20 protein-coding genes are annotated in these 20,198 nt (G+C 66.2%); 2 read left to right on the top strand and 18 right to left on the bottom strand.

Translation table 11 applies throughout. The annotated features are described in order from the left end of the window. Window positions 1-77: 77 nt before the first annotated feature. The 7 genes from MPE_RS21535 to MPE_RS21505 form a co-directional block, all read right to left on the bottom strand. Entirely contained in the window at window positions 78-1,331 is a 1,254-nt protein-coding gene (locus MPE_RS21535) for a type II secretion system F family protein (protein ID WP_011831774.1), read from the bottom strand. Between the two features lies 1 nt (window position 1,332). Further along, a complete protein-coding gene (locus MPE_RS21530; protein ID WP_011831773.1) occupies window positions 1,333-3,000 on the bottom strand; it encodes a GspE/PulE family protein in 1,668 nt (555 codons plus the stop codon). After that, entirely contained in the window at window positions 2,997-3,656 is a 660-nt protein-coding gene (locus MPE_RS21525) for a hypothetical protein (RefSeq protein ID WP_011831772.1), read from the bottom strand. Before MPE_RS21525 ends, MPE_RS21530 begins: the two co-directional genes overlap by 4 nt. Next, window positions 3,653-5,035 (bottom strand): secretin GspD/PilQ domain-containing protein, encoded by a 1,383-nt coding sequence (locus tag MPE_RS21520; RefSeq protein WP_011831771.1) that lies wholly within the window; start codon window positions 5,033-5,035, stop codon window positions 3,653-3,655. Before MPE_RS21520 ends, MPE_RS21525 begins: the two co-directional genes overlap by 4 nt. Before the next feature lie 27 nt (window positions 5,036-5,062). Beyond that, the gene (locus MPE_RS21515; RefSeq protein WP_148211118.1) at window positions 5,063-5,503 is read right to left on the bottom strand and encodes a cell fusion protein; all 441 of its coding nucleotides are present in this window, start codon (window positions 5,501-5,503) and stop codon (window positions 5,063-5,065) included. Window positions 5,504-5,620: 117 nt separating this feature from the next. Then, window positions 5,621-6,085: a hypothetical protein gene (locus MPE_RS21510; protein ID WP_011831769.1), complete on the bottom strand. Its 465-nt coding sequence runs from the start codon at window positions 6,083-6,085 to the stop codon at window positions 5,621-5,623. Window positions 6,086-6,323: 238 nt separating this feature from the next. Further along, window positions 6,324-7,466, bottom strand: coding sequence for a tyrosine-type recombinase/integrase (locus MPE_RS21505; protein WP_011831768.1), 1,143 nt, complete (start codon window positions 7,464-7,466; stop codon window positions 6,324-6,326). Window positions 7,467-7,745: 279 nt separating this feature from the next. Here MPE_RS21505 and MPE_RS21500 point away from each other — a divergent pair, with 279 nt between their 5' ends. After that, on the top strand, window positions 7,746-8,054 hold the full coding sequence (locus tag MPE_RS21500; protein WP_041930410.1) for a hypothetical protein: 309 nt from the start codon (window positions 7,746-7,748) through the stop codon (window positions 8,052-8,054). Window positions 8,055-8,084: 30 nt separating this feature from the next. On the opposite strand, the gene MPE_RS21495 is transcribed toward MPE_RS21500, so the two are convergent. The 5 genes from MPE_RS21495 to MPE_RS21475 all read right to left on the bottom strand — a co-directional run bounded on the left by MPE_RS21495 (window position 8,085) and on the right by MPE_RS21475 (window position 14,703). Further along, entirely contained in the window at window positions 8,085-8,291 is a 207-nt protein-coding gene (locus MPE_RS21495) for a hypothetical protein (protein WP_049820965.1), read from the bottom strand. A 41-nt stretch (window positions 8,292-8,332) separates the two neighbouring features. After that, a complete protein-coding gene (locus MPE_RS21490; protein ID WP_011831765.1) occupies window positions 8,333-10,801 on the bottom strand; it encodes an HD domain-containing protein in 2,469 nt (822 codons plus the stop codon). Between the two features lie 24 nt (window positions 10,802-10,825). Beyond that, on the bottom strand, window positions 10,826-13,381 hold the full coding sequence (locus MPE_RS21485; protein WP_011831764.1) for a DNA topoisomerase 3: 2,556 nt from the start codon (window positions 13,379-13,381) through the stop codon (window positions 10,826-10,828). A gap of 85 nt (window positions 13,382-13,466) precedes the next feature. Further along, a complete protein-coding gene (locus MPE_RS21480) occupies window positions 13,467-13,715 on the bottom strand; it encodes a hypothetical protein (protein ID WP_158304649.1) in 249 nt (82 codons plus the stop codon). Then, the gene (locus MPE_RS21475) at window positions 13,702-14,703 is read right to left on the bottom strand and encodes a hypothetical protein (protein WP_011831762.1); all 1,002 of its coding nucleotides are present in this window, start codon (window positions 14,701-14,703) and stop codon (window positions 13,702-13,704) included. Before MPE_RS21475 ends, MPE_RS21480 begins: the two co-directional genes overlap by 14 nt. A 297-nt stretch (window positions 14,704-15,000) precedes the next feature. On the opposite strand from MPE_RS21475, the gene MPE_RS21470 reads away from it, so the two are divergent. Then, entirely contained in the window at window positions 15,001-15,546 is a 546-nt protein-coding gene (locus MPE_RS21470) for a helix-turn-helix domain-containing protein (protein ID WP_011831761.1), read from the top strand. A 95-nt stretch (window positions 15,547-15,641) separates the two neighbouring features. Here the strand turns inward: MPE_RS21470 and MPE_RS21465 are convergent, their stop codons facing one another. The 6 genes from MPE_RS21465 to MPE_RS21445 all read right to left on the bottom strand — a co-directional run bounded on the left by MPE_RS21465 (window position 15,642) and on the right by MPE_RS21445 (window position 20,179). Continuing rightward, the gene (locus MPE_RS21465; protein WP_193373404.1) at window positions 15,642-16,826 is read right to left on the bottom strand and encodes a DUF3150 domain-containing protein; all 1,185 of its coding nucleotides are present in this window, start codon (window positions 16,824-16,826) and stop codon (window positions 15,642-15,644) included. Further along, the gene (locus MPE_RS24390; protein WP_158304648.1) at window positions 16,823-16,972 is read right to left on the bottom strand and encodes a hypothetical protein; all 150 of its coding nucleotides are present in this window, start codon (window positions 16,970-16,972) and stop codon (window positions 16,823-16,825) included. The genes MPE_RS21465 and MPE_RS24390 overlap by 4 nt, the downstream gene beginning before the upstream one ends. 198 nt (window positions 16,973-17,170) lie before the next feature. Further along, window positions 17,171-17,635 (bottom strand): hypothetical protein, encoded by a 465-nt coding sequence (locus MPE_RS21460; protein ID WP_011831758.1) that lies wholly within the window; start codon window positions 17,633-17,635, stop codon window positions 17,171-17,173. After that, on the bottom strand, window positions 17,635-18,762 hold the full coding sequence (locus MPE_RS21455; RefSeq protein WP_011831757.1) for an AAA family ATPase: 1,128 nt from the start codon (window positions 18,760-18,762) through the stop codon (window positions 17,635-17,637). Before MPE_RS21455 ends, MPE_RS21460 begins: the two co-directional genes overlap by 1 nt. 398 nt (window positions 18,763-19,160) lie before the next feature. Continuing rightward, on the bottom strand, window positions 19,161-19,574 hold the full coding sequence (locus tag MPE_RS21450) for a hypothetical protein (protein WP_011831756.1): 414 nt from the start codon (window positions 19,572-19,574) through the stop codon (window positions 19,161-19,163). Between the two features lie 122 nt (window positions 19,575-19,696). Continuing rightward, window positions 19,697-20,179 (bottom strand): hypothetical protein, encoded by a 483-nt coding sequence (locus tag MPE_RS21445; protein ID WP_011831755.1) that lies wholly within the window; start codon window positions 20,177-20,179, stop codon window positions 19,697-19,699. Window positions 20,180-20,198: the final 19 nt, after the last annotated feature.

Below are 20,198 nucleotides of genomic sequence, written 5' to 3'. Positions count from 1 at the left end.
GATTGAGCGAGTGAACGTGTACGCGGGCGCGCTGCCAGTGCGGATGCCTCGAAGTGCGGCACCAGCAGCGCGGTCGATCATCCGAGCGAGTTGTTGCTGGCCATCATGGCCGAATACTGCAGGTAGCTGACCCATAGCGTCACGCACACGGCGAGCGACGAGTAGATCAGCGAGCCGAAGAATGCGAAGGCGCTGAACTTCTTCGCCGCAGCCTCGGCGCGAAGTCGACGCTGCGCCGCGACCTGGCCGAACGTGTCGGCGAGCTGCTCGCGGCTGGTGTGCGAGACCAGCAGCAGCCGCTCTGCATTGGTGAACAGCGTCGTCGTCGCGAAGCAGCGCGCGATCGTCTCGCCCTGGTTCAGCTTGCGCATCACGCCATCCCAGAACAGGCGAACCTGCCAGTTCCGAGTCGAGCGCGAGGCGATGTCGGAGACCGTGATCAGCGACACGCCGCCCTTCACGAGCGAGTTGGCCACCGTGCAAGAGGAAGCGATGGCGGATTCCAGCACCGCGGCGTTGAAGAACGGGATCTTCTGCAACGCCTTGTCCGCGCCGGAGCGCCACTTGGAGTTCTTGCTCATCACGCCGAGCGCGCAATAGGCGAACAGGCCGAGCATCAGGAAGGTGCCGAACAGCAGCGCCCAGTTGATGACGTAGGCCATGTGGATGGCCCGCTCGACGCGTTCGGCAGCCTCGGGGCCGACGTTCTGCATCGACGACTCGGCCTGCGGGAGCATCCCCCAGATGTTGCCGGCGATGCCGCTGATGGAGAACAGGATGTCCATCAGCGTCCAGGTGACGGCGCCGAACATGATCTTCTGCTCGGCTGCTCGACCGTCCTGGTGCTTGGCGGCCGTCTCCAGGGCGTCGACGATCGTGCCGGTGAGCTCCCCGGATTCGATGATCGCCAGCGTCGTCTCGTCGTACAGATCGATCGCCTTGATAGCCTCGTAGCAGGAGCCGCCCGAGGTGAGGATCGACAGCGCCGGCTCGAGGCGGGCACGCAGCGGCCCGGTCTCGTTTTCGATGACCGACTGGAGCGCGCGCCCAGGCGACATGCCGCCACGGCAGCTGAAGGTGGTTGCCTGCAGCAGCTGGCGCTTGTACTCCTTGGGAACCGAATGCATCCAGCTGTTGACCGGCCGGTCGCGCGTCATCGAGATCACCGTGCCGCCCTTCAACACGACCTGGCGCACGATGTCGTCTTCGCCGCGCGCGCGGAACTTGCTCTCGTGACGGTACATGCCAGGAGACGCGGGTTCCGGCGACGCGGTCGGCCCTTCGGCCGAAGGGAGCAGGTAGACGACGGTGTAGTCCGCGATTGCTTCCATCTCAGCCCTCCATCACGCGACGCAGTGTCGCTTCGTCAATCGCGCCAGCCTTGAGCAGCGATGACAGCACCTCGCTACGCGAGATGTGGCGTGCGCCGTCGCAGCTGAGTGCGCCGTCGAGGCGGGAGCCGGCATCCGCGATGGCCTTGGCGATCGGTGCGCGGCGCGCCTCGTCGCTTGGCAGGAGAACCGAGTCGTGCGCGACGACGCGGCCGATGTAGCCGGTGTGATCGCACGCGGGGCAGCCCACAGCCACCTTCTCGGAAGCCCCCGGCGCGACCGGCTCGGCGCACTTGCACAGGCGAGGCACCAGACGCTGGTTGATGATCGTGCGCAGATAGTGGCCGAGGATGTAGGCTGCGTCGCCCTTGGCTTCCTGTGGGAAGAACGACAGGAAGCGCTCGTAGGTCTGCATCGCGCTGCCGGCGTGGATGGTCGCGAGGACCATGTGCCCGGACTCGGCGAGCTTCAGCACGGCCAGCGCCATGTCGTAGTTGCGCACCTCGCCGAACACGATGACGTCCGGGTCGTGCCGCAGCAGCGAGCTCTCGATGTCGACGGCCCGCTGCTTCAGGATCTGGTTCAGTTGGATCTGCCGCGCGAAGGACACGGTGTACTCCACCGGGTCCTCGACCGTGATCACATTGAAGCGATCGCGCTCGAAGCGCTGCAGCAGCGTGTAAAGCGTTGCGGTCTTGCCCGAGCCGGTCGGGCCGGAGATCAGCACCAGGCCGCCGTTCTTGCCGTTGAACCGGGCCAGGCCGGTGAAGAACTCGGCCATCTCGGGTTGGCCGGCGAACAGCTGCGAGATCGAAGGCAGCGAGTCGGGGTCGAGCAGCCGCAGGGTGATCGTCTCGCCGCCGATGATAGGCTGTGAAGCCATGCGAAGGTCGATCTGGCGACCCTTGTGGATGTGGGTGATGCGGCCGTCCTGCGGGCGCAGCTTGTCGCTGGCATCCATGCCGCCGAGCGTCTTCAGTCGGGTGAAGATCGCCGCCATCACGCGCTCTGGAACCGGGGCGTACTGGCGCAGCTTTCCGTCGACGCGGAAGCTGATCCACGAGTTGGGGTCGGGCTGGCAGTCGATGTGGATGTCGCTGGCGCGCTGGAGGGATGCCTCCGTCAAGAGCGCGTCGATCACGGCACGCAGGCCTTCGCTGCTCACCTCCTCCCGCTTGAGGCGCGCGAGCGCCTCGGGCAGCGTCACGCCGGTCGCGGCGACGCGCCGACGGTGCGCCTGGTGATCAAGTCGGGCGACGGGAACCACCTTGATGTCATTCAGGCGCACCTTGGCGGTCGCGCGGATGACGTCGAGCTGGGCCGGCAGCAGCGGCTTGACGGCCGCCAGGTGAAGCACGCCACCCACCACCTGCAGCGGCCGCACGGCGTAGCGGTCGCAGATCTCGTCGGTCAGGATCTCGTCCGCCGCATCGATCTCGGCGTTGGCCAGGCCTTGGACGAACTCGAGCGCGGCGGGCCGGCTGAGGAAACGATCGCGTACCAGGATCTCGCACAGCCCGGCGCGTTCGCCGGTTTCCGCCAGTGCGCGCTGCTTGGCGAGCGCGACGGCAAGTTGCTGGTCGGTGACGGCGTTCTTCTCGCGAAGCGCGGCCTCGACCAGCCGCTGATCCAGCGAGCCCTCGATGTCTCGGATGGAGAGCACGCTCATTTGGCGGTCGCCTTCTTCTTCTCATCCTCCTCCGGCTTGGTGTCCGGGAGCGGGGCAGCGATCGCGCTGGCGATCTCGACGGAGGACGAGTAGACCAGCGCCTCGGAGCCCTTGTCCTTGGCGGATGCCTGGTAGAACAGCTTCACGCTCGAGCCAGAAACGACCGGACGAATCCACACGCCATCGGCCAACTGGAACACCTCACCGTTGACGACGGTGACCGAGCGGTCTGGCGACGGCTTGCTGGGGTCGAGCTGACTGGCGGGGGCCGGAGCGCCAGGCGCAACAGCGCCGGCTGGCAACTTCGACGCGCCATCGCTGGAGGTCAGGGCCAGGTTGCCCGTCTTGCCGAGCGCGCCGCGCAGGATCGCGCGATCACCGACGGTGACCACGACGCGCATCGGCGAGAGGTGTTCTGCAACACGCTCGACCGGGTTTGCGCCGTCGCCCGGCAGCGCCGCGTTCAGTGCCGGCGACGCGCTGGGCGGCGGAGGCAGGCCCGAAGGCGCGCCGGCGGGACCGCCGCTGTCCACCTTGGTCGGGGCGACCTTGATCGGACGCACGAGCGGGTTCTTGGGGTCGGCCGCGGCCGCGCCGCAGGCATAGGTGACGGCCATCAGGGCGACGGCCAAGGTCTTCATGTGCAGGCTGTTCATTGCTGGGCTTCCTTGGCCGCCGTGAAGCTGATGACGCGCGGGCGCATCGCGACGACGATCTCGGAGCGCGAAGCGGTGGTGCTCTTGTTGACACCGGTGATGCCCGCCTCGTGGCCGGCGTTCTGCTTGGTCGAGCCGAGGCCACCGAGCAGGATGAGGTCACCCGGGCGCGCGCGAACCAGCGTCTCGATCTCGCGCTCGGTGGTGTCGGGAAGACGCAGCTTGGTGCCGAAGGCCTCGAAGTCGTTGAAGCGGATCAGCTCGGAGATCGTCAGCTTCAGGTTGGTGAAGACCGAGCCCTCCTGGTACCCGCCCTTCATCTGGAGCTCGAAGCCGGTCTTGAGTTCGTCGGTGTCGGCGCTCGAGGTGGTCGTGGTCGACGCAGAGCCTGAGCCGGTGTTCTGCTGCGAGATCTTCGCGACGTACTTCGTCGTCTGGCCAACGCGGAACTTCGAAGACGAACCGGAGAGCATCGCGACGCGCGGGCGCGACAACGACGAGACGGTGCCCTGCGTCTGCAGCAGATCGACGACGGCCGCCATCGTGACGTTCTTGCCGACGAACGCGAACGAGGCCGAGCCGATTCCCGTGCCGCCGCGCGCGACGGACCAGTTGTTCGGATCGCCAGCGAGGTTCTTGGCCAGCGAGGTGAAGCCGATGCCGTTGTTGGTGGTGTCCGTCAGTTCGACCTGGTAGACCTCCACCTCGTAGACCAGCATGGGCTTGGAGCGACGCATGTGCGCCAGGTAGCCGTCGATGGCTTGCCAGCTGGAGCGCGATGCCTCGAAGGTGATGGTGTTGCCGATCGCGTCCAGATAGGCGTCGCGCGCGCCGAGCCGGCGCAGCGAGGCCAGCAGGTTGGCGGCCGCAGGTTGGTCCATCAGGTTCGGTACCTCGATGACGAAGCGCTTCGTCGCGGAGGCGGTTACCTTGTTGCCCCGCACCGAGAGGAAGAAGCCGCCGCCCCTGGAGAGCTGCTCGACGACGTCGCGCAACGGGCCGGCAGGTGTGCGCAGCGAGCCGGCGGATACGCCCTCGAAGGCGCGGACATCGCCAGCGACCGCCAGGGAGTAGGACGAGCCTTCCAGGAGAAGGCGCAGCGCCTCGATGTAGCCGACGCCGGTCACGCTGATGGGTGGAACCTGGGTGTTCGGGAGCGCGTCGTCCGGCTCGGCGGGCTGCATGTCGAGGGTGGCCGACTGGACTGGGAGCTCGACAAGATCCTGCGCCGCAACGCTGGAAGGAATGTTCGGGCCTGCGACAGGCTTGTCAGCGGGGAAATCGGTCGAACGACCGGGGAGGATGCTGGCGCAGCCGGACAGCAGCGCAAGCGTCAGGGGCGCCAGCAGGAACGCGGCGCGACGGGGTTTGGTTCGCATGGGGTGTTGACCGTTCGGTTGTTTGCTTTACGCGCCGTCATCCACGGCGACGCAAGAGATGCGATCGATCGGCGCCCCTTCGGGCGTCGGGATGCCGCTGACCTGCATCGTGTCGTTGAGGGTCTGGCAGAACTCTTCGTTGACGCCGGTGACGTAGGTCACGGTGCCCTCGTTCACGGCGCCGCGGGCGCCAGCGAAGACTTCCTTCGGCCACAGCGGGATGTCGTTCTCGACAGAGCTCAGGAAACCCTGGCCCATTTTGGTGTCGCCGTTGGCGACCTTGATTCGATGGTCCTCGATCAGATCGACGACACGTTTGACCACCACCGAAGCGGCGGCCTTGGCCTTTTCCGCCTCGACGTCGCGCACTTCGCCACGGGTGGCAAGCACAACCGCGCCGGCGATCAGCGCGATGAGGGCGATGCCGATCATCAGCATCCCGTTGACGAAACCGCGTTGAGTCTTCATGGTAAGAGTTATGTTGGCGTTCAGACGTGAGAGTGGCGCGGCGAAGTCAGAGCCTCGACGCGCCACCAGGGAAGAGATTCGCTGGACTCACGGAGAGCCCAGCGAGGCCAGCGGTGCTTAGTCGCGGACGACGCGCACGTAGACGTTGTCGCCGGTGCACGCTTCCTTCGCGGTGCCCAGGGCGGCGACCGTGGCCGGAGCGGCGTCGACGCCCAGCGTCTTGTTGACCGCGGCGCACACGTCGGCGTCGACGTTCGGCACCTCGAAGTGCTTCGCGGCGTAGATGACCGGGTCGGTGGTCGACGACTGGAAGCCCTTCGGCATGGCCGGCACGACCACGGCGGCTTCGGCGGCGGCGATGCCCACGTCGGCGGCCGAGATCTGGAACGCTTCGACGGCGTCGGCCATGCGCTTCAGGCCGACCGAGGCGGTCGTCTTGGTCTTCTGGGTCGAGATGTCGGTGTTCGCACCCGAGCTGGCCATGGCGATGGCGCCGACCACGACGGCCAGCAGCGCGATGCCGATCATCAGCATGCCGTTGATGAAGCCACCTTGCTTGCGGGGCTGGAACTTGATCTTCATGGGAGAGATTTCCTTTGATGGAGGGTTGGGTTGGTTTGGTTGGCTTCGATCTGAAGCACAACACGTCGCAATCATACACAAAGAATCTAGAACCGCAACAGTGGAATCCGACTTTTTTTCGAGGCGCGCTGAAAGTCGCTACGGATCAACGACTTAGCGTGCTGCTGAGGGCGCGGTGCAAAGGCTTATCCGCGGCGCGCGGCGCCTTACGCGCCTGTGTAAGGGCGCCGGGCGGCCGTCAATACACGGTCTCGCCAGCGGCCAGAGGCACCTGCTTGCGCAGCGAGTCGAGCGTGAAGTTGGTGCGCAGGCCCATCCAGCGCCGGATGGTCTCATCCTTCACGCCGTGGTCCATCTGGCGGATCGCGAACGTGTTGCGCAGGGTGTGCGGGCCCATGCGAGCAACGTTGTGGCCAACAGCACGCAGGGTGACGGTCACGATCTCGTAGATCTCGACGTCGGTGAGCGGCCGCAGATCGCCATCGTCTTGTTGCGTCGAGAAGAAGACCGGCTGCGCTTGGAAGCGAGCTCGCTGCCGCTCGACCTCGTCCGCGCCGCCCTGGCGGTCGATCACGAGATCGTCGCGGTCCTTCAGCCAGGCGCGCAGATCGTCGACGAACCAGCTGGGCATGGGGACGGAGCGCGCGGCGACGCTGCCGTGGGCGGCGATGCTGAGCCTGGGGGCATCGCTGCGATCTCCAGCGGGTGCGTCAGGCCGGCCGAAGTAGACATCGATCGCGCGTAGGGAGCGCGCCTCCTCGAGCGTGATCCCGGTGGCCAGAAAGATCAGGCGAAGCGCGCGGTCGCGGCGCTGGCGCCAAGTCTCGACCGGCTCGGCGCGAACGGCGGCGATGTACTCCTCGGCGCGCCAGGCCGGCAGGAACATAGGCGTGCCACGCGCGGGGTTTGCGAGGTCGGGGTTCTTCAGCAGGTCCTTGGCCGGGTTGTCGCGGCGCAGCCCGATCTCGACCAGGTGGTCGAACAGCGAGTCAAGCAGGACCAGGTAGCGCCGGTGGGTGTTGAGCGATGCCTTCAGCGTCTCGTCTTCTTTGCGCCGCCCGCGGCTCGCGAGGAAGTCGTTGATGTCGATGGCGTCGGCGTTCAGCAGGGTCGCGGTGGATCGACCTGTCCGCCCTGCCCCGTCACGCGGGCTCGACCACCAGGCCGGCGCGGCGGCCAGCATCGCAGCGTATTGGTCAAGCGAGTGCGATCTGAGCGCCCGCCCCGGTCGAGTCTTGAGCCACTGGAGCGCCGCGTCGCGGGGGTGCAGCAGCCAGAGTGACCGCTGCTCGGCGAGGTCAGCTTGGCCCGGCCTGGGCGGGACGGAGCCGTCGACTTCATCACCACCTTGTTGTTGTTGGCGGCTCGAGCTCGTGGACACGAGGCCCCTCCTTCGACAGAGTCGCCAGTATAAGCAAAGCGTCGCCCTGTTCTGGGCAGCCGTTTTGATGGTTGGCGAGGGATCGCCTTGCTTATATTGCCGAGTCCTGCCGGGCCTTCGCGCGCACCATCGCTGGCGCATACTGTGAATCCGTACAGCTTCAGCGCTCAATCAGCCAACCCTTCGTCCATGCTTCGCTTTTGGGCCTATCGAGCGCGGCGAGAAGGGAAGCCGATACCGCGGTGGCAACTGCACGCCCTTTCCTGGGCCGAAGGGCAGATGGAGCTGCGCGAGGAACGCGACGACTGGCTCGGCAGAACCGTCCGGGTGGCCAGGTTCTTCACCCAGCGCGGGCACGACGTGTTCCCCAGGCTCATCGAGGCGCAGCTCATCTACGCCGACGTCGATCGACTCATCCTCAACGGCATCGAGCGCGACGAACTGACGCGGCGCGACCAGGCGCAAACCTGGGTGCTACACACCTCTGAGCGCCCGGCGCACACGGGCGGCGAGGCAAATCCAAGAGCGGACAGACCGCAGCCTGGCGCCCAGGCGCCGGATGGAACCTACGAGATGCTTCCGCCTTGAGGGGCGTTGGCGTTTCGGCGGCGCAAGGAGCTAAGCAGCGTCGCGATCGGCGCGCTCACGCATGTCGAGATCTTCCTGGGCGCGTCGGATGGCGTCCGGTGGGGGCTGGCCGACAACGAAGCCATCTTCGATCGCCCAAAAGCCGCCGTTCTTCAGGCCATTGCGCATCGCCTTGTCGATCATCTCGGCGCCCAGGCTCGCGCGCAGCTCCTCGATCCAGGCCGCGATCTCGGGCATCTGGGTCTTGGGGCTGGTAGCGCGAATGAGCTGCGCCACGATCAGGCCCCAGCTGGTGCGGACACCACGGGGATGCCGATGAAGTCAACGCCCGTGTCGCCGGAGCTGTGCACCGGAAGCTGCAGCGTGTCTTTCAGGTGGCCGAAGATGCCCTTCTGGGGAACTGCGCGCTCCAGGTCGCGGCGGAGGATCATGTGGTGCCCCTCGTGAACACCTGCGACCGGGATGCGGCCGGAGGCCACCATCGCTTGCAGCTGCGCGAGCGTGGGCATGTCGGCGCCCCTGCCCTTGCGAGGTGGTGGCGCGATTGCCGCGGCACCGGTAGCCCCGCTGCGCAGCAGCTTCAGGGCGTCCTTGTCCTTCGCGCTGCGCCCCAGGTCGCGGCCGCGCTGAGCATCTTCGTCGCGGATTGCGACACCTTCGACAGCCGGCACGAGCGAGGTTGGGGATTCGGCGCCGCGTAGGCTGGCCAGCATCTGTGCGTCGCGCGGGCTCATGCCCAGGTCGCGCGACGGGACAGCAGGAGGCGGAGCAACGGCGGGAGCAAGTTCAGCGGCTTCAGCGCCGAATCCGTCGAAGAGATCATCCGCCGAGCCGACAGCGTCGTCAGCGGCTTGACGAACATCATCGCTGCCCTCGGCTTCCAGGACGTCGGGCTCCCCTGTTGCCGTCGGCAGATCGCTGGCATCAACATCGAAGGGCGGAGACGTATCGGCAACCGCGCTCGATGGATCGGCTTCGGGCGCGGGCGCGGGCGCAAGCGCGGGCTCCGCGGGCTGCGGTGCCGCGGCAGGGACGGGAGCGGCCGGTGGCACAGCGACGGTCGTCGGCGCTGCGGTTGCAGCGACCGCCGCAGCGGTTGGCGCAGCCTGAGGTTCGGGAGCCTGAGCGGCTGGCGCCGGCGCGGCCGCGGGCAGAGCCTCCGCCGAGTCAGCACCTTCTTCCTCCTGGCCTGCCTTGTTGAACTTGTAGGAGTCGGCCACCTCGTCACCCCATGTCGCGCGCAGCATTGCGCGGAGCGCCTGGTGGTCGCGAATGTTGGGGTTGTGGGTAAAGAGCGGCTTGTCGATACGCAGGCGCGCCTTCTTCTCCTGCAGGGAGACCAGGACGTCGAGCTCGCGAGTCGTCGGCGTGGGCTTGAAGATGATGACCGGCTTCCACGTGCAGATGAAGCCGCCGTCCTTCGTGCGGCGCTGCGAGATCTCCCACATCGGCGCGTAGCGTGTGAGGTCGGCGCCCTTGTCCTTGGTGTAGAGCAAGCCTTTCTCGATGAGGATCGCCAGTAGGTTGCGAGTGATGCGGTACTTCGCATCCCCGTTGCCGATCGCCTGGCCGAGCTTGGCCAGCAGCAGATTGCGCAGCGGAAGCTCTTGAACGACGATGAGGCCGTCGTGCTTGCTGCCGATCATGAAGTGCTTGTCGGCCTTCGAGTCGCCATGGATGCCGTTGATGCGGCCATGCTCAGTCACGATCTCCACGAAGGCTCGGTAGAGATCGGCGCTCTCATCTTCCGTGATCTCGTTGTCGACGTCGTCCTGAGTGAGGCCGGCCTCTTCCATTCCGGTGCGCTTGTCGGACAGGATCAGGAACTCGAGCAGCGCGGTCGTGCGGTCGTCGACGCTGAGACCGTCCTTGTCGACTGGGAACGCGCTCGGGTGGTGGTAGTGTGCGATGACCAAGTTCAAGATGCGACGCTCCGCGGCCGGCAGCCCCCAGAACTCCGGCAGGCGGGCCAGGATGCGAGCGCCCAAGGCATCGTGATGCACACCGATGTCGTCATGGTCTTGCGTTGAGCCCGTTTCCGAAGTGACGACGGACCCGTCCGGCTGCAGCTTGTAGGCCTCCAGCTTGCCGATGTCGTGCGCCAGCGCCAGGATGGGGATCAACGGGTCATTGGGATCGAACTCGAAATCAGGCCGGCTCGGCGAAATGATGCGGCGAGGCTTGCGGCCGCGCGACTTCACGTAGACGCCGTCGTACTTCCAGTTCGGCGCCAGCGTGAGCGCGGTCTCGACTACGCCGAGGCAGTGCTGCCAAAGCCGACGATCGCCGTGTCCGCCCGGGCGATGGCTTGCGGGCCAGCTTCTGTGGATCGAATAGACGTCCCATACAGCAAGGAAGAGCGCCAGGTGCTCGGGATGCTCCTCCTTGGCACGATTCATCCACTGGACCACCAGCGGCGAATTCAACGGCAGGCGCGTCTTGGCGCTCGGCGCGCGCGGTGGCGCAATCGACGGCGAGGGCACAGAGCCCAGCGTCGAAACCATCCCACGCGCCTTCACGCCCTTCAGAGCCTCTTCGACCTTAGTCCGCTTGAACCAGATGTACCACGCGCCGGCGCCGATGCCGGCGACCAGGCCGATCATCCACAAGCGCATCGAGTAGCCGATGTAGGCCCAGTTGCGGATCACCTCCAGCGGGGACATGCTGAAGTCGCGCAGCGTGAAGAAGCACCACCAGAACGAGAAGACGATCAGGGCGGAGCTGAGGATGGGGTTGTTCTTTCGCACGAGGAAGTCCTTTCAGGCCACCGATCAGAGGAAGTGGCCCTTCGGGGAAGAGCCGGCCGCAGGGCGACGTGCTCCGGTGGTCTTGGCTCCGGCGGGCTTACCGCGCGCCTTCGCGCCAGGCTTGGCCTTGCCGCCGCCGCGGGGCGGGGGCGCGACCTCGCCCTCCTCCGCTTCAACGATCGTCTTGCAGTCGCCGTCGCGGTAGCCGCTGCAGCCCCAGAAGGGCCCGCGGCCGCCGCTGCGCAGGAACATGGGCCGCTGACAGCTGGGGCACGGCTTGGTCTTCGGCGGCTCGGCCGGGTTGCCGTCGACGTCGTCCAGGGTCGTCTTGCAGGACTCGCGGTCGGAGCAGGACCAGAAGTAGCCGTTCTTGCCGCTGATGCGGCGCATGCTCTGGCTGCACTTCGGGCATGTCACCTCGTTCCCGCTGGCATCGGTAGTGACGGCCGCGTTGTCGAACGAGAACTCGATCTTGAACTCGTCGTTCATGCGCAGGCCAGCGGTGAAGCGCTTCTTCGATCGGCTCAGGAAGCCCTCGAGAGGGCCCAGCTCGCGCTCGGCCAGCAGCTTCTCGACCTCCGGCATCGACAGCGCGCGGTCTGCGATCGTGCGCCACAGCGTGAAGCCGCAGGCGGCCTGGCACTCGATGACCCGGGGGCCGACGCCGAGCGCGCCGCCGCACTTGGGGCACGGCGTGTTCGTGGTCGGCAGCTTGACCAGCGCCGCCTGTTTGCGCACGACGTCGATCAGGTCGCGGGTCAGCGTGGAGATCTCCGCCATGAAGGCGTCGCGCGCATAGGCACCCTGCTCCATCTTGAGCAGCTTCTGCTCCCAGTCGCCGGTCATCTTCGGCGACGTCAGAGACTGCACGCCGTTGGCGTTCAGGAAGGCGATCAGGTCCATGCCCTTCTGCGACGGGACGAGCTGCTTGCCCTCCCGAGTCAGGTAGGGCTCCTTGGCGCGTCCGGCGCCGTCCTTGTCGGCGAGCAGGCCTTCGATGATCGCCGCGCGCGTGGCCGGCGTGCCCAGGCCGCATTCCTTCATGGCGTCGCGCAGGTCGTCCTCGTCGACCAGCTTGCCGGCGTTCTCCATCGCGCCCAGCAGCGTGGCTTCCGTGAAGCGCACCGGCGGCTTGGTCTTGAGCGTCTTGAGCTCGATCTTGTCGGTCTTGACGGCCTCGCCCGGCACGAACTCGGTCAGCGCCGGCGTCTTGTCGTCATCGTCCAGGCTGGCGCCGTAGACCTCGAGCCAGCCCTGGTGGATCAGTACGCGGCCGGTCGACTTGAACAGCTCGCTGGCCACGGTCGTGATGCGCGTCGTGGCGCGGTACTCGGCCGGCGGGTAGAAGGCGGCAATGAATCGCTTGGCCACCATCTCGTAGACCTTGGCCTCCTCGGCGCTGAGTCCTTCGGGCTTCTTGCCGGTGGGGATGATCGCGAAGTGGTCAGTGATCTTGGCGTTGTTGAAGATGCGCTTGTCGGGCCGCACCCAGCCCTGGTCGAGCGCCTTCGTGGCGTGCTTCTCGAAGGGCGTGCCGGCGAAGTCGCGCATCGTGCCGATCGCCTTGGGCACGTAGTCCTCGGGCAAGGCCGACGAGTTCGTCCGCGGGTAGGTGGTGACCTTGTGCTTCTCGTACAGGGCCTGCGCGATGTCAAGCGTGCGCTTGGCAGACAGACCGAAGCGCTTGTTCGCCTCGCGCTGCAGCGAGGTCAGGTCGTAGAGCTTGGGCGGATGCGACAGCGAGGGCTTCGATTCCTCCTGAACGTCGCTCGGGTCCTGGCCGGCGCACTTGGCCACGATGGCCTGTGCGCGCGCGCGGTCCCACAGCCGCTCCGGCGGATCGTCCGAGCCGTTGGTCTTCGCGTTCGGGTCGAACCAGCGGCCGATGTAGGTGCCGGCGGCCACCGAGAAGGTGCCATGCACTTCCCAGTAGTCCTTCGCCACGAAGTTGCGCAGGCGGTTCTCCAGGTCCACGACGATCGCCAGCGTGGGCGTCTGCACGCGTCCGGCGTTCATTGACCCGGGCCCGGAAGTCTGGCGTTCGCGCAGGCGAGTGATGCCGCGCGAGCCGTTGATGCCAACGATCCAGTCGGCCTCGCTACGGCTGCGCGCAGCTGCGGCCAACGCGTCGAAGTCCTTCCCCGGCCGCATGCCGCGGAAGGCATCGCGGATCGCGTCCGCGGTCATCGACTGCAGCCACATCCTCTTGATCGGTTTGCGGCAGCCCGCGTGCTCATAGATCAGGCGGAAGATCAGCTCGCCCTCGCGCCCCGCGTCGCAGGCGTTGACGATGGCGTCGATGTCGGGCCGCTTGAGCAGCTTGCTCAGCAGCCGGAACTGGTCTTCACGCCCAGGGATCTCGCGCAGCGCGAAGGCAGCGGGGATCACGGGCAGACTGGAGAGGTCACGACCGGTCGTCTCCGCCTCGGGCGCGTAGATCTCGACCAGGTGGCCAAGAGCCGATGACACGACCGCGTCGTTGCTCTCGAGCCAGCGATCGTTCTTGGCAAAGCCGCCGAGGGCCACAGCGATGTCGCGAGCGACAGAGGGCTTCTCGGCAATGATCAGGAGTTTTCCCATCGGAAGGGGATGCTTCTCGGTCGTCAGAAGGAAACGAAAGCCGCCCTCGAGAGGGCGGCCTGCTGGGCAGCCGCCGGCGCGGCGATCAGGAGGGCCGGCGCTTGGTGTGCTTGGCGCGCTCGTACTCCGCGGAGCAGTGCGCGTCGCAGAACAGCCTGACGCTCGAGGGGCTGCCGTCGGCCTCGAACAGATCCAGGCCGCACAGCGGGTTGTGGCAGAAGCCGTTCGGCTCGAGCTCGCGCGTTGCCGCGCGCTGCGCCGCGATGCGCGCCTGGAAGTCGGCCTCGACCTCCATGCGGTCGGCGGCCATGTCGCAGATGTCAGCCATTGGCATCACCCTTCTTCTCGGCGGCGGCGAACGTCGCGGCGAACATCTTGGCCGCCTCGGAGTTCACGACCGGCGCCGCCGCCGGGGCCTCGCCGACCGCCGCCTGCGGCGCCAGCTCGGCGTCGCGGCTGAGCATCGTGCTGAGCCAGTGCGGGACGACGCGGATCGCGTCCGAGCCCGGCAGGACCGGCTGCGGGATGTCCTTGGCCTGGATGTAGGGGATCTTCGACACCGGCGCGATGCCGGTGGCCGGGTCCGGCGCACCGATCGCCTTGACGTCGAGACGGAACTCGCCCGTGACGATGATCGGCATCTTGCGCTGCAGCGCCTCGCTCAGCGGCTTGAGATTGCGCGAGTACCAGCGGATGGCGATCGCGCGGTCCGGATCGGCGGTCTGGCGCAGCAGGACGACCAGGCGGTCGTTCATCTGCTTGCCGTCCGGGCCGACGCGGTTCGTCTCGAACGATTTGGCCTCGATGAAGCCGGCCAGGCGAACGTGGTTCGAGGCGTTGTGGTTCATCTTCATCGCCTTCCAGTCGAACGAGTCGACGCGGCTCGCGGCGTCGGGCTGGCCGTGCGCCTCACCCAGCTTGCGGATGGCTTCGGGCGTGCCCGAGTCCTTGGCCGCTTCGTGCACGTGCACCGCCCACTTCTGCAGCAGCGCCGTCGCGAACTTCTTGTCCATGTGCAGAGCGTTGGCCGCCTCGAAGCGGATGCTCTTGAGCGAGACGACGCGCTGGTCGCCATCGCGGCCGCCGTGAACGTGGCAGTAGGCCATCACCAGATCCCACTCCTTCAGGTCGCGCGGCAGCGGCGACGTCTTCGGGTCGAAGTGGATGGGCAGCATGTGGTTCTCGCTGCGGGTCTGCTGGATGTAGCAGATGCCGTTGGCGGGGTCCGGCAGACGCAGCACGCCGGCGATCCAGCCGGTGTTCAGCATGCCGTTCGGGTAGGCGTAGGACTCGGCGTTGCGCTTGGCGTCCATGGTCAACATGTCAGATTTCCTTCAATCAGTCTGTGATCGCTGGGCGATCGTTTAAGGGTCAGCGTTTGCGGATAATACATAACACGTACAGAGAACGCAAGCAGTGCAGAAATCGAACATGGCGCATTACGTGAAGTGCGCGGACGCAACAGGCGCGTGGTCATCGAGCCACACCTGATGCAAGGGGGGCGGAAACGTGGTACTGGCACACTTCCCAATATGGTGCTAGTATCCGAATCACTAGGACTGAAGGGCCGCGTCTGAAGCCACGCATTCCAGCGAGGCGCGCAGCTCACGGAGAGACACATGGCCAAGACCGCACAACCGGCAGCCAAGAAGACGCGCGTCGCGCGCGCAAAGCCGCGTGCCGAAGCTCCGGAGGAAGGTGACGTGGCCGAGGAAGGCCCGCGCACCATCGTCGGTACGCGACTGATCAACCTGATTCGCAAGACGCTGCTCGACCGCGACCTGCCCGAGCGCTACGTCGCCGACCTGATGGGGATCACCTCCATCTACTGGAACTCGATGACCAACGGCAACCGGCGCATCAGCGCACTGCCGAAGGACAAGCTCCAGCGCCTGGCCGAGTTCCTGGAGATCCCGCTGATCCAGGTCTACGTGCTCGCCGACCACTTCACCAGCGCCGACTTCGTCGTCTACAAGCACCTGCCCGGCGATCTGGAGCGCATGATCGAATTCATGCGCACCGATCCGAAGTGGCTCGCCCTCGCACCGAGCAAGAAGGAGTGGGACGAGATGCCGGATCGCACCAAGGTGCTGCTGGCCACGCTGTACGAGCAGATCAGCCACCGCTCCTTCCTCAAGGCGACCAAGATCGAGATCGCCGAGTAAGGCAGAGCAGGATCTGCGGAGCCCACCGGCCCGCGCCCTGAGCAGGGCAAAGAAGAACGCCCGGAATCCGTGAGGATCCGGGCGTTTTGCATGGGTCAGAACTCGAACACAGGCGTGTCGGTCTGGACCGATTCGGTCGTTTCTTCGGCTGCCTCGCTGGCGGCGTGATCCTCCGCGACGGCGGCGGTTTCGGCGGCGACGATCGCCTCGGCTTCCACGGTTTCGATGCCCAGCTGCTGCTGGGTGTCGACGCCCGCTTCGGCTTCGGCAGCAGCCGCTTGAGTTTCGGCCGGGGCTTCCACGTCGAGCGGGTCGAAGTCGATCGCCTGGTCAGCGAGGATGTTCTCCGGTTCCGTGCAGAAGCCCAGCAGAGCCGAGACCTGCAGGAAGGCGATGCCCTCGATCAGGCCTTCGCCCGGCGCGCTTTGCAGCACGTCATCGCACATGCGACGCAGGTTCTCGAACTTGGGCGACAGCACCGCGACGGCGTTGGCCTTGTTCCGGATGCGACGGACCAGGCCGAGCACTCGCGAGCTCGTGCGGCCGCCGGCCGGACCCTTCCAGGACTTCTTGACGTCCTCGGCGATCTCGAGCGCCGCCTGTCCGACCAGGCCGTTGACCTCGGTCTTCAGGGCGTCGTCCTCGCCGAAGAAGCTCGTCTGCTGCAGCTGGATGGCCGAAACGTCGAACGAGAGAACCCGGTCCAGGTCCGCCACGGAGGGCGCGTGCAAGCGGATCAGATCCGCGCGCAGCGTGCCGCCCTTGGTTGCCGCCTGGTTGTCCGGGTGGCTGGCCCAGTCGTTGACGATCGTCGGCAGCTTCTGCAGGAACTCGGCCTTCTCCTTGAGGAAGTCGGTCTTGATCACCTTCAGCTTGTCCGTCAGCGCCGGCGCCGACTTCAGCTCGACGAAGTAGCCGCGAACGCGGTTGTTGACGCGGCGTGCCACGCCGACCTTCAGGATCTCGCGCTTGGCGAGGGTGCGGTACTTCGACACCCACGAGAACGCGCCCTTGGGCAGCATCTTGCCGACTTCACGCATGAAGTCGTCCGCGGCGGTGGTCTTCTCTCCGGTGCTTCCGCCGACGATGAAGTCGACAAGCACCATTTCATTCAGAACATTCATGGTTTCCACGTGGAATCTCCTAGGGTTGAGCGGCTTGCGGGCCGCAGTTGCGCAATTGCCATCGGAGATGCAGCACGTGGACGCGTATGTGGCGCGCCCAGAAAGCACAAAGCCCGCCGGGGTGAACCGGCGGGCCTGTGGCGAGGGGAAGATCACAACTCGATCACTTCGACCTCGAGCTCGACCGCATCGACGCCCGCCAAGAACTCGGACGCCTGCAAGTCGGGATCGTTCGCTGCGGCGGGGCCACAACGAAGGTCGACAGGATTCAGGTTGGATTCGAGAGCTTGGGGAGTGCCCATGGTGTCAATCAGCGCCTTGCGATGGCGCCGCTCCTGGTTGGTTGCGACATGTGGAAGACCCGGCTTTGCGAGAGCCGGCGTGCTCTGGTACCTGGATATGCTTCACGCGGACCAATACGCGCGCCAACATGAACGCGTAAGGGGAGATGCGGAGAAAAAAGAAGACCCCAGCGCGCAGTGCGTGCCGGGGTCGTGGGGTTAGAAGCTGAGTTCAAAGCCGTCGTCGCCAGTCTTTACCTGGGCATCGATCTGCTTGAAGAACTCGGCTTTCCGCCTGGGGGCAGGCTTCGCGGCAGGGGGTGCCGGTGGCTGAGCCTTTGGGGTGGCGACTTGCTGCGGCGAGAAGCCCAGCTGCTGGTAGGCCAGAGCCACCAGGCGTGCGTCGTTGTCCTTCGGGTCGTAGGCGTATGACTGCCGGTTGGGCCAGCAATCGCACACCCTCCTTGCCTTGTCGTAGCTGGAGAAGCTGCCCACCAGGACGTAGCCGCCACGCACCTTCTCGTCTTCTGTCTTCAGGGCCTTGTCACGCGACTGAGGCTTGGATTGCCACGTCTTGTTGACCGAGCCCCAGAAGACTTCGAAGTGCGCGCCGACAGGTCGATACCCCCAGACCTTGGGCACGGACTGCCCAGGGTTCGGATGTACGAACAGCTTGACGCTCATCACGCAGCCGTGCCGACGATGTTGTCCCAGGCGTCTTCGACCGCCTTGCGTTCATCGGCGGAGCCGAAGTCCAGCAGCGTCATGCGCAGCCCCTCCTTGAAGGCGAGCTGCGACGACATGCCGGTGTTGGCCAGCAGCGAGTAGCTCATGCCCCAGTTCAGCAGGTTGCGCGTCGTGATCGTGAACTCCATCGGCGCCGCGCCGCCGCCCGGATCCTCGTTGAGGCCCAGGAAGCGCTTGCGGATCGACGAAGCCAGCTTCGCCATCGCTTCTGCCGCCGCCTCGGGGATGCGCACCTGCTTCATCAGCAGCTGCTTCTCCTCGGCCTCGGACAGGTAGTGCGCCTCGATCACGAAGTAGCGGTCCAGCGTCGCGATGTTCTGGCGCTTCACCCCCTTGTAGAGGGCTGCGCTTCCACCGTTTCCGCCTGCGGAGCCGCGGCCGTTCGTGTTGCCGGTCGCTGCGATGAGGCAGCCCGGTGCCGGCGTGATCCGCTCACCGGTTTCCGGCACCACGATGTCGTCGCCGTCCAGCACGCCGTTCAGGCTCATGGCCACCGACGGCAGCAGCTGGTCCTTCTCGTCGAGCAGCAGCACCGAGTTCGGTGTGCGTGCCCAGCGCAGGACCGGGCCGTCCACGAAGGTCATCTCGGGGCCGACGCCCGTCGACTTCTTGATGGCGACTGCCAGCTTCTCGATCGACCTGGCGATGCCGGCGATGCCGCGCTCGATGATCCCTGCGTCCTCCGCCACCTCCTCCTTGACGATGGGGCGGCAGAGCTTCCAGGTACCGAACAGCGCCGACGGCTCCGTGTCTTCGTTGCACTGGAAGCGGAACAGCGAGCGGCCCGTGCGGGCGCAGAACTCCTGGATCAGCTTGGTCTTGCCGCAGCCCGTCGGTCCGTAGACCATCAGGTTGCGCTTCATCTGCGCGCCGAAGTGACCGGCCGGCAGCGAGACCGATGCCGCCCAGACCATCATGCGACGCAGCGTGTCCGCCACGAAGATGAAGTCGGGGGTCGACTTCGGCGTGTCCGGGGTGGACGGGAACACCTTGACCGCGGTCTTCGCGAACGCAGCGTCGTTGATGCCGAACACGTCGGCGACGGACTTCTTGACGATTTCCATGGGGATCTCTCCTGTGAGAAAAAGGAAGGAAAAGACCCCTTCACCCACCCTGTGCGGCCGCTTTCGCGGCACTACACTCGAGTGCGCGAAAGGGCGATGGGATGGCCAGCTTGCGGCTAGCCTGACGTGTGGTGATGCAGCACGCGCGCGCACAAGAGTGCGGGCGACGTTGCAAACCTAACACGCGAACATAAGACGGTTGCGTTGGACTGATCGCTGTGCTCTAATAGCGCTCATTGGGACGGGAGATGACCTCCCCGAACAATGTTTCTCCTGTTGGGATTAAGCCGGCTTGCTACCGGCACTTGCGACCAGACGCCGGCTCACGCCGGCGTTGTGGTTTCTGGGCCCCGAAAGTAAAAGCCCGCCGGTCCATGTGGAGCGCGGCGGGCGTCGGGTTAGCGCAGTATCCAGCCGTGGCCACCGTCGGGAAGACGCGTGGGAAGCAGTTGGACCTCGGCGTTGCCGGGCACGATCAGCACCTGGTTGCCTTGCTTGTACAGGCGCAGCGCGACGTGTTCGCTGTCCATGTAGAGGCTGATTGCCTGCACCGGATCGTTGCTGCCCGGCGCCGAGGCCACCTCGAAGGCTGCGGACAGCATGTCGTCCACGTCTCCGTCGACGGGCGCGAGGTTCACCAGCAGCTGGCCGCTCACCACGCGGTGGTCGATCATCTCCATCGTGAACGGCTCGCCGCCGGCGCGCTCGTTGTCGCCACCGTACTTCGGCGACTCCCAGTGCTCGACCTGCACCTGCGTGATGTCATTGGGGGTCACTGCGGTCATCGTCTTCACTTCCGTTTCGTTGCTCATGTGGGTCTCCGGTTGAGCTGGCGCACCATTGCGCCTTGCAGGTCGGGATGCAGCACGCGAAGACCTACGTCACCAGGCAAAGGAAAAGGCCCGCCGTGGTGTGCGGCGGGCCTTGCGTGGGTTCAAGCATCCAGCGGGTAATCCGTGGCGCTGTTGGCCAGGACGTACTCGGCGTCCAGTTGGGTCATGCCCGGCGAGGCCAGGCCGACGGTTGCGATCGCGGCTTCCAGGGCGTCGGCTTCGGTGCGGAACGGGCCGTCGAAGTCGGCGCCGCGGTGTCCGGACAAGCCGCCGGATCGTGCAATCCACATCCAGTGACCGGAGGCACTGGTGATGGGCTTGCCGTCCGCGCGCCACTGCGCCAGCGTTGCACCACAGGCCTGGCGCGGCAGGAACGGCGTGGCGCTGGCCACGTCGTAGACCCAGCCGATCTCGTTGGACCAGTAGCCGCGCTCGCTTTCGGAGCGGATGACGTAGGCGCCGGCCGGCAGGGGCGACGCCGCAGGCCTGGCCGCCGCGGCGGGCTGAGCATCGACGGCATCGAGCATCGCGAAGATGTCCAGCTGCCCGAGCGGCATGGCCGTCAGGTGAGTTTGATGTTTCATCGGCAGAAGAGACTCCTTG

It is taken from the genome of Methylibium petroleiphilum PM1, assembly GCF_000015725.1.
Lineage (GTDB): Bacteria > Pseudomonadota > Gammaproteobacteria > Burkholderiales > Burkholderiaceae_C > Methylibium > Methylibium petroleiphilum.
This window is presented reverse-complemented; position numbering and strand designations above follow the sequence as displayed.

Excerpts from the sequence above, each read along its gene's own strand:
- MPE_RS21510 (WP_011831769.1), bottom strand. The coding sequence starts at position 6,085 with ATGAAGATCAAGTTCCAGCCCCGCAAGCAAGGTGGCTTCATCAACGGC.
- MPE_RS21520 (WP_011831771.1), bottom strand. The coding sequence starts at position 5,035 with ATGCGAACCAAACCCCGTCGCGCCGCGTTCCTGCTGGCGCCCCTGACG.
- MPE_RS21500 (WP_041930410.1), top strand. The coding sequence starts at position 7,746 with ATGGAGCTGCGCGAGGAACGCGACGACTGGCTCGGCAGAACCGTCCGG.
- MPE_RS24390 (WP_158304648.1), bottom strand. The coding sequence starts at position 16,972 with ATGGGCACTCCCCAAGCTCTCGAATCCAACCTGAATCCTGTCGACCTT.
- MPE_RS21480 (WP_158304649.1), bottom strand. The coding sequence starts at position 13,715 with ATGCCAATGGCTGACATCTGCGACATGGCCGCCGACCGCATGGAGGTC.
- MPE_RS21450 (WP_011831756.1), bottom strand. The coding sequence starts at position 19,574 with ATGAGCAACGAAACGGAAGTGAAGACGATGACCGCAGTGACCCCCAAT.
- MPE_RS21515 (WP_148211118.1), bottom strand. The coding sequence starts at position 5,503 with ATGAAGACTCAACGCGGTTTCGTCAACGGGATGCTGATGATCGGCATC.
- MPE_RS21475 (WP_011831762.1), bottom strand. The coding sequence starts at position 14,703 with ATGTTGACCATGGACGCCAAGCGCAACGCCGAGTCCTACGCCTACCCG.
- MPE_RS21495 (WP_049820965.1), bottom strand. The coding sequence starts at position 8,291 with ATGCCCGAGATCGCGGCCTGGATCGAGGAGCTGCGCGCGAGCCTGGGC.
- MPE_RS21485 (WP_011831764.1), bottom strand. The coding sequence starts at position 13,381 with ATGGGAAAACTCCTGATCATTGCCGAGAAGCCCTCTGTCGCTCGCGAC.
- MPE_RS21535 (WP_011831774.1), bottom strand. The coding sequence starts at position 1,331 with ATGGAAGCAATCGCGGACTACACCGTCGTCTACCTGCTCCCTTCGGCC.
- MPE_RS21460 (WP_011831758.1), bottom strand. The coding sequence starts at position 17,635 with ATGAGCGTCAAGCTGTTCGTACATCCGAACCCTGGGCAGTCCGTGCCC.
- MPE_RS21530 (WP_011831773.1), bottom strand. The coding sequence starts at position 3,000 with ATGAGCGTGCTCTCCATCCGAGACATCGAGGGCTCGCTGGATCAGCGG.
- MPE_RS21445 (WP_011831755.1), bottom strand. The coding sequence starts at position 20,179 with ATGAAACATCAAACTCACCTGACGGCCATGCCGCTCGGGCAGCTGGAC.
- MPE_RS21455 (WP_011831757.1), bottom strand. The coding sequence starts at position 18,762 with ATGGAAATCGTCAAGAAGTCCGTCGCCGACGTGTTCGGCATCAACGAC.
- MPE_RS21525 (WP_011831772.1), bottom strand. The coding sequence starts at position 3,656 with ATGAACAGCCTGCACATGAAGACCTTGGCCGTCGCCCTGATGGCCGTC.
- MPE_RS21470 (WP_011831761.1), top strand. The coding sequence starts at position 15,001 with ATGGCCAAGACCGCACAACCGGCAGCCAAGAAGACGCGCGTCGCGCGC.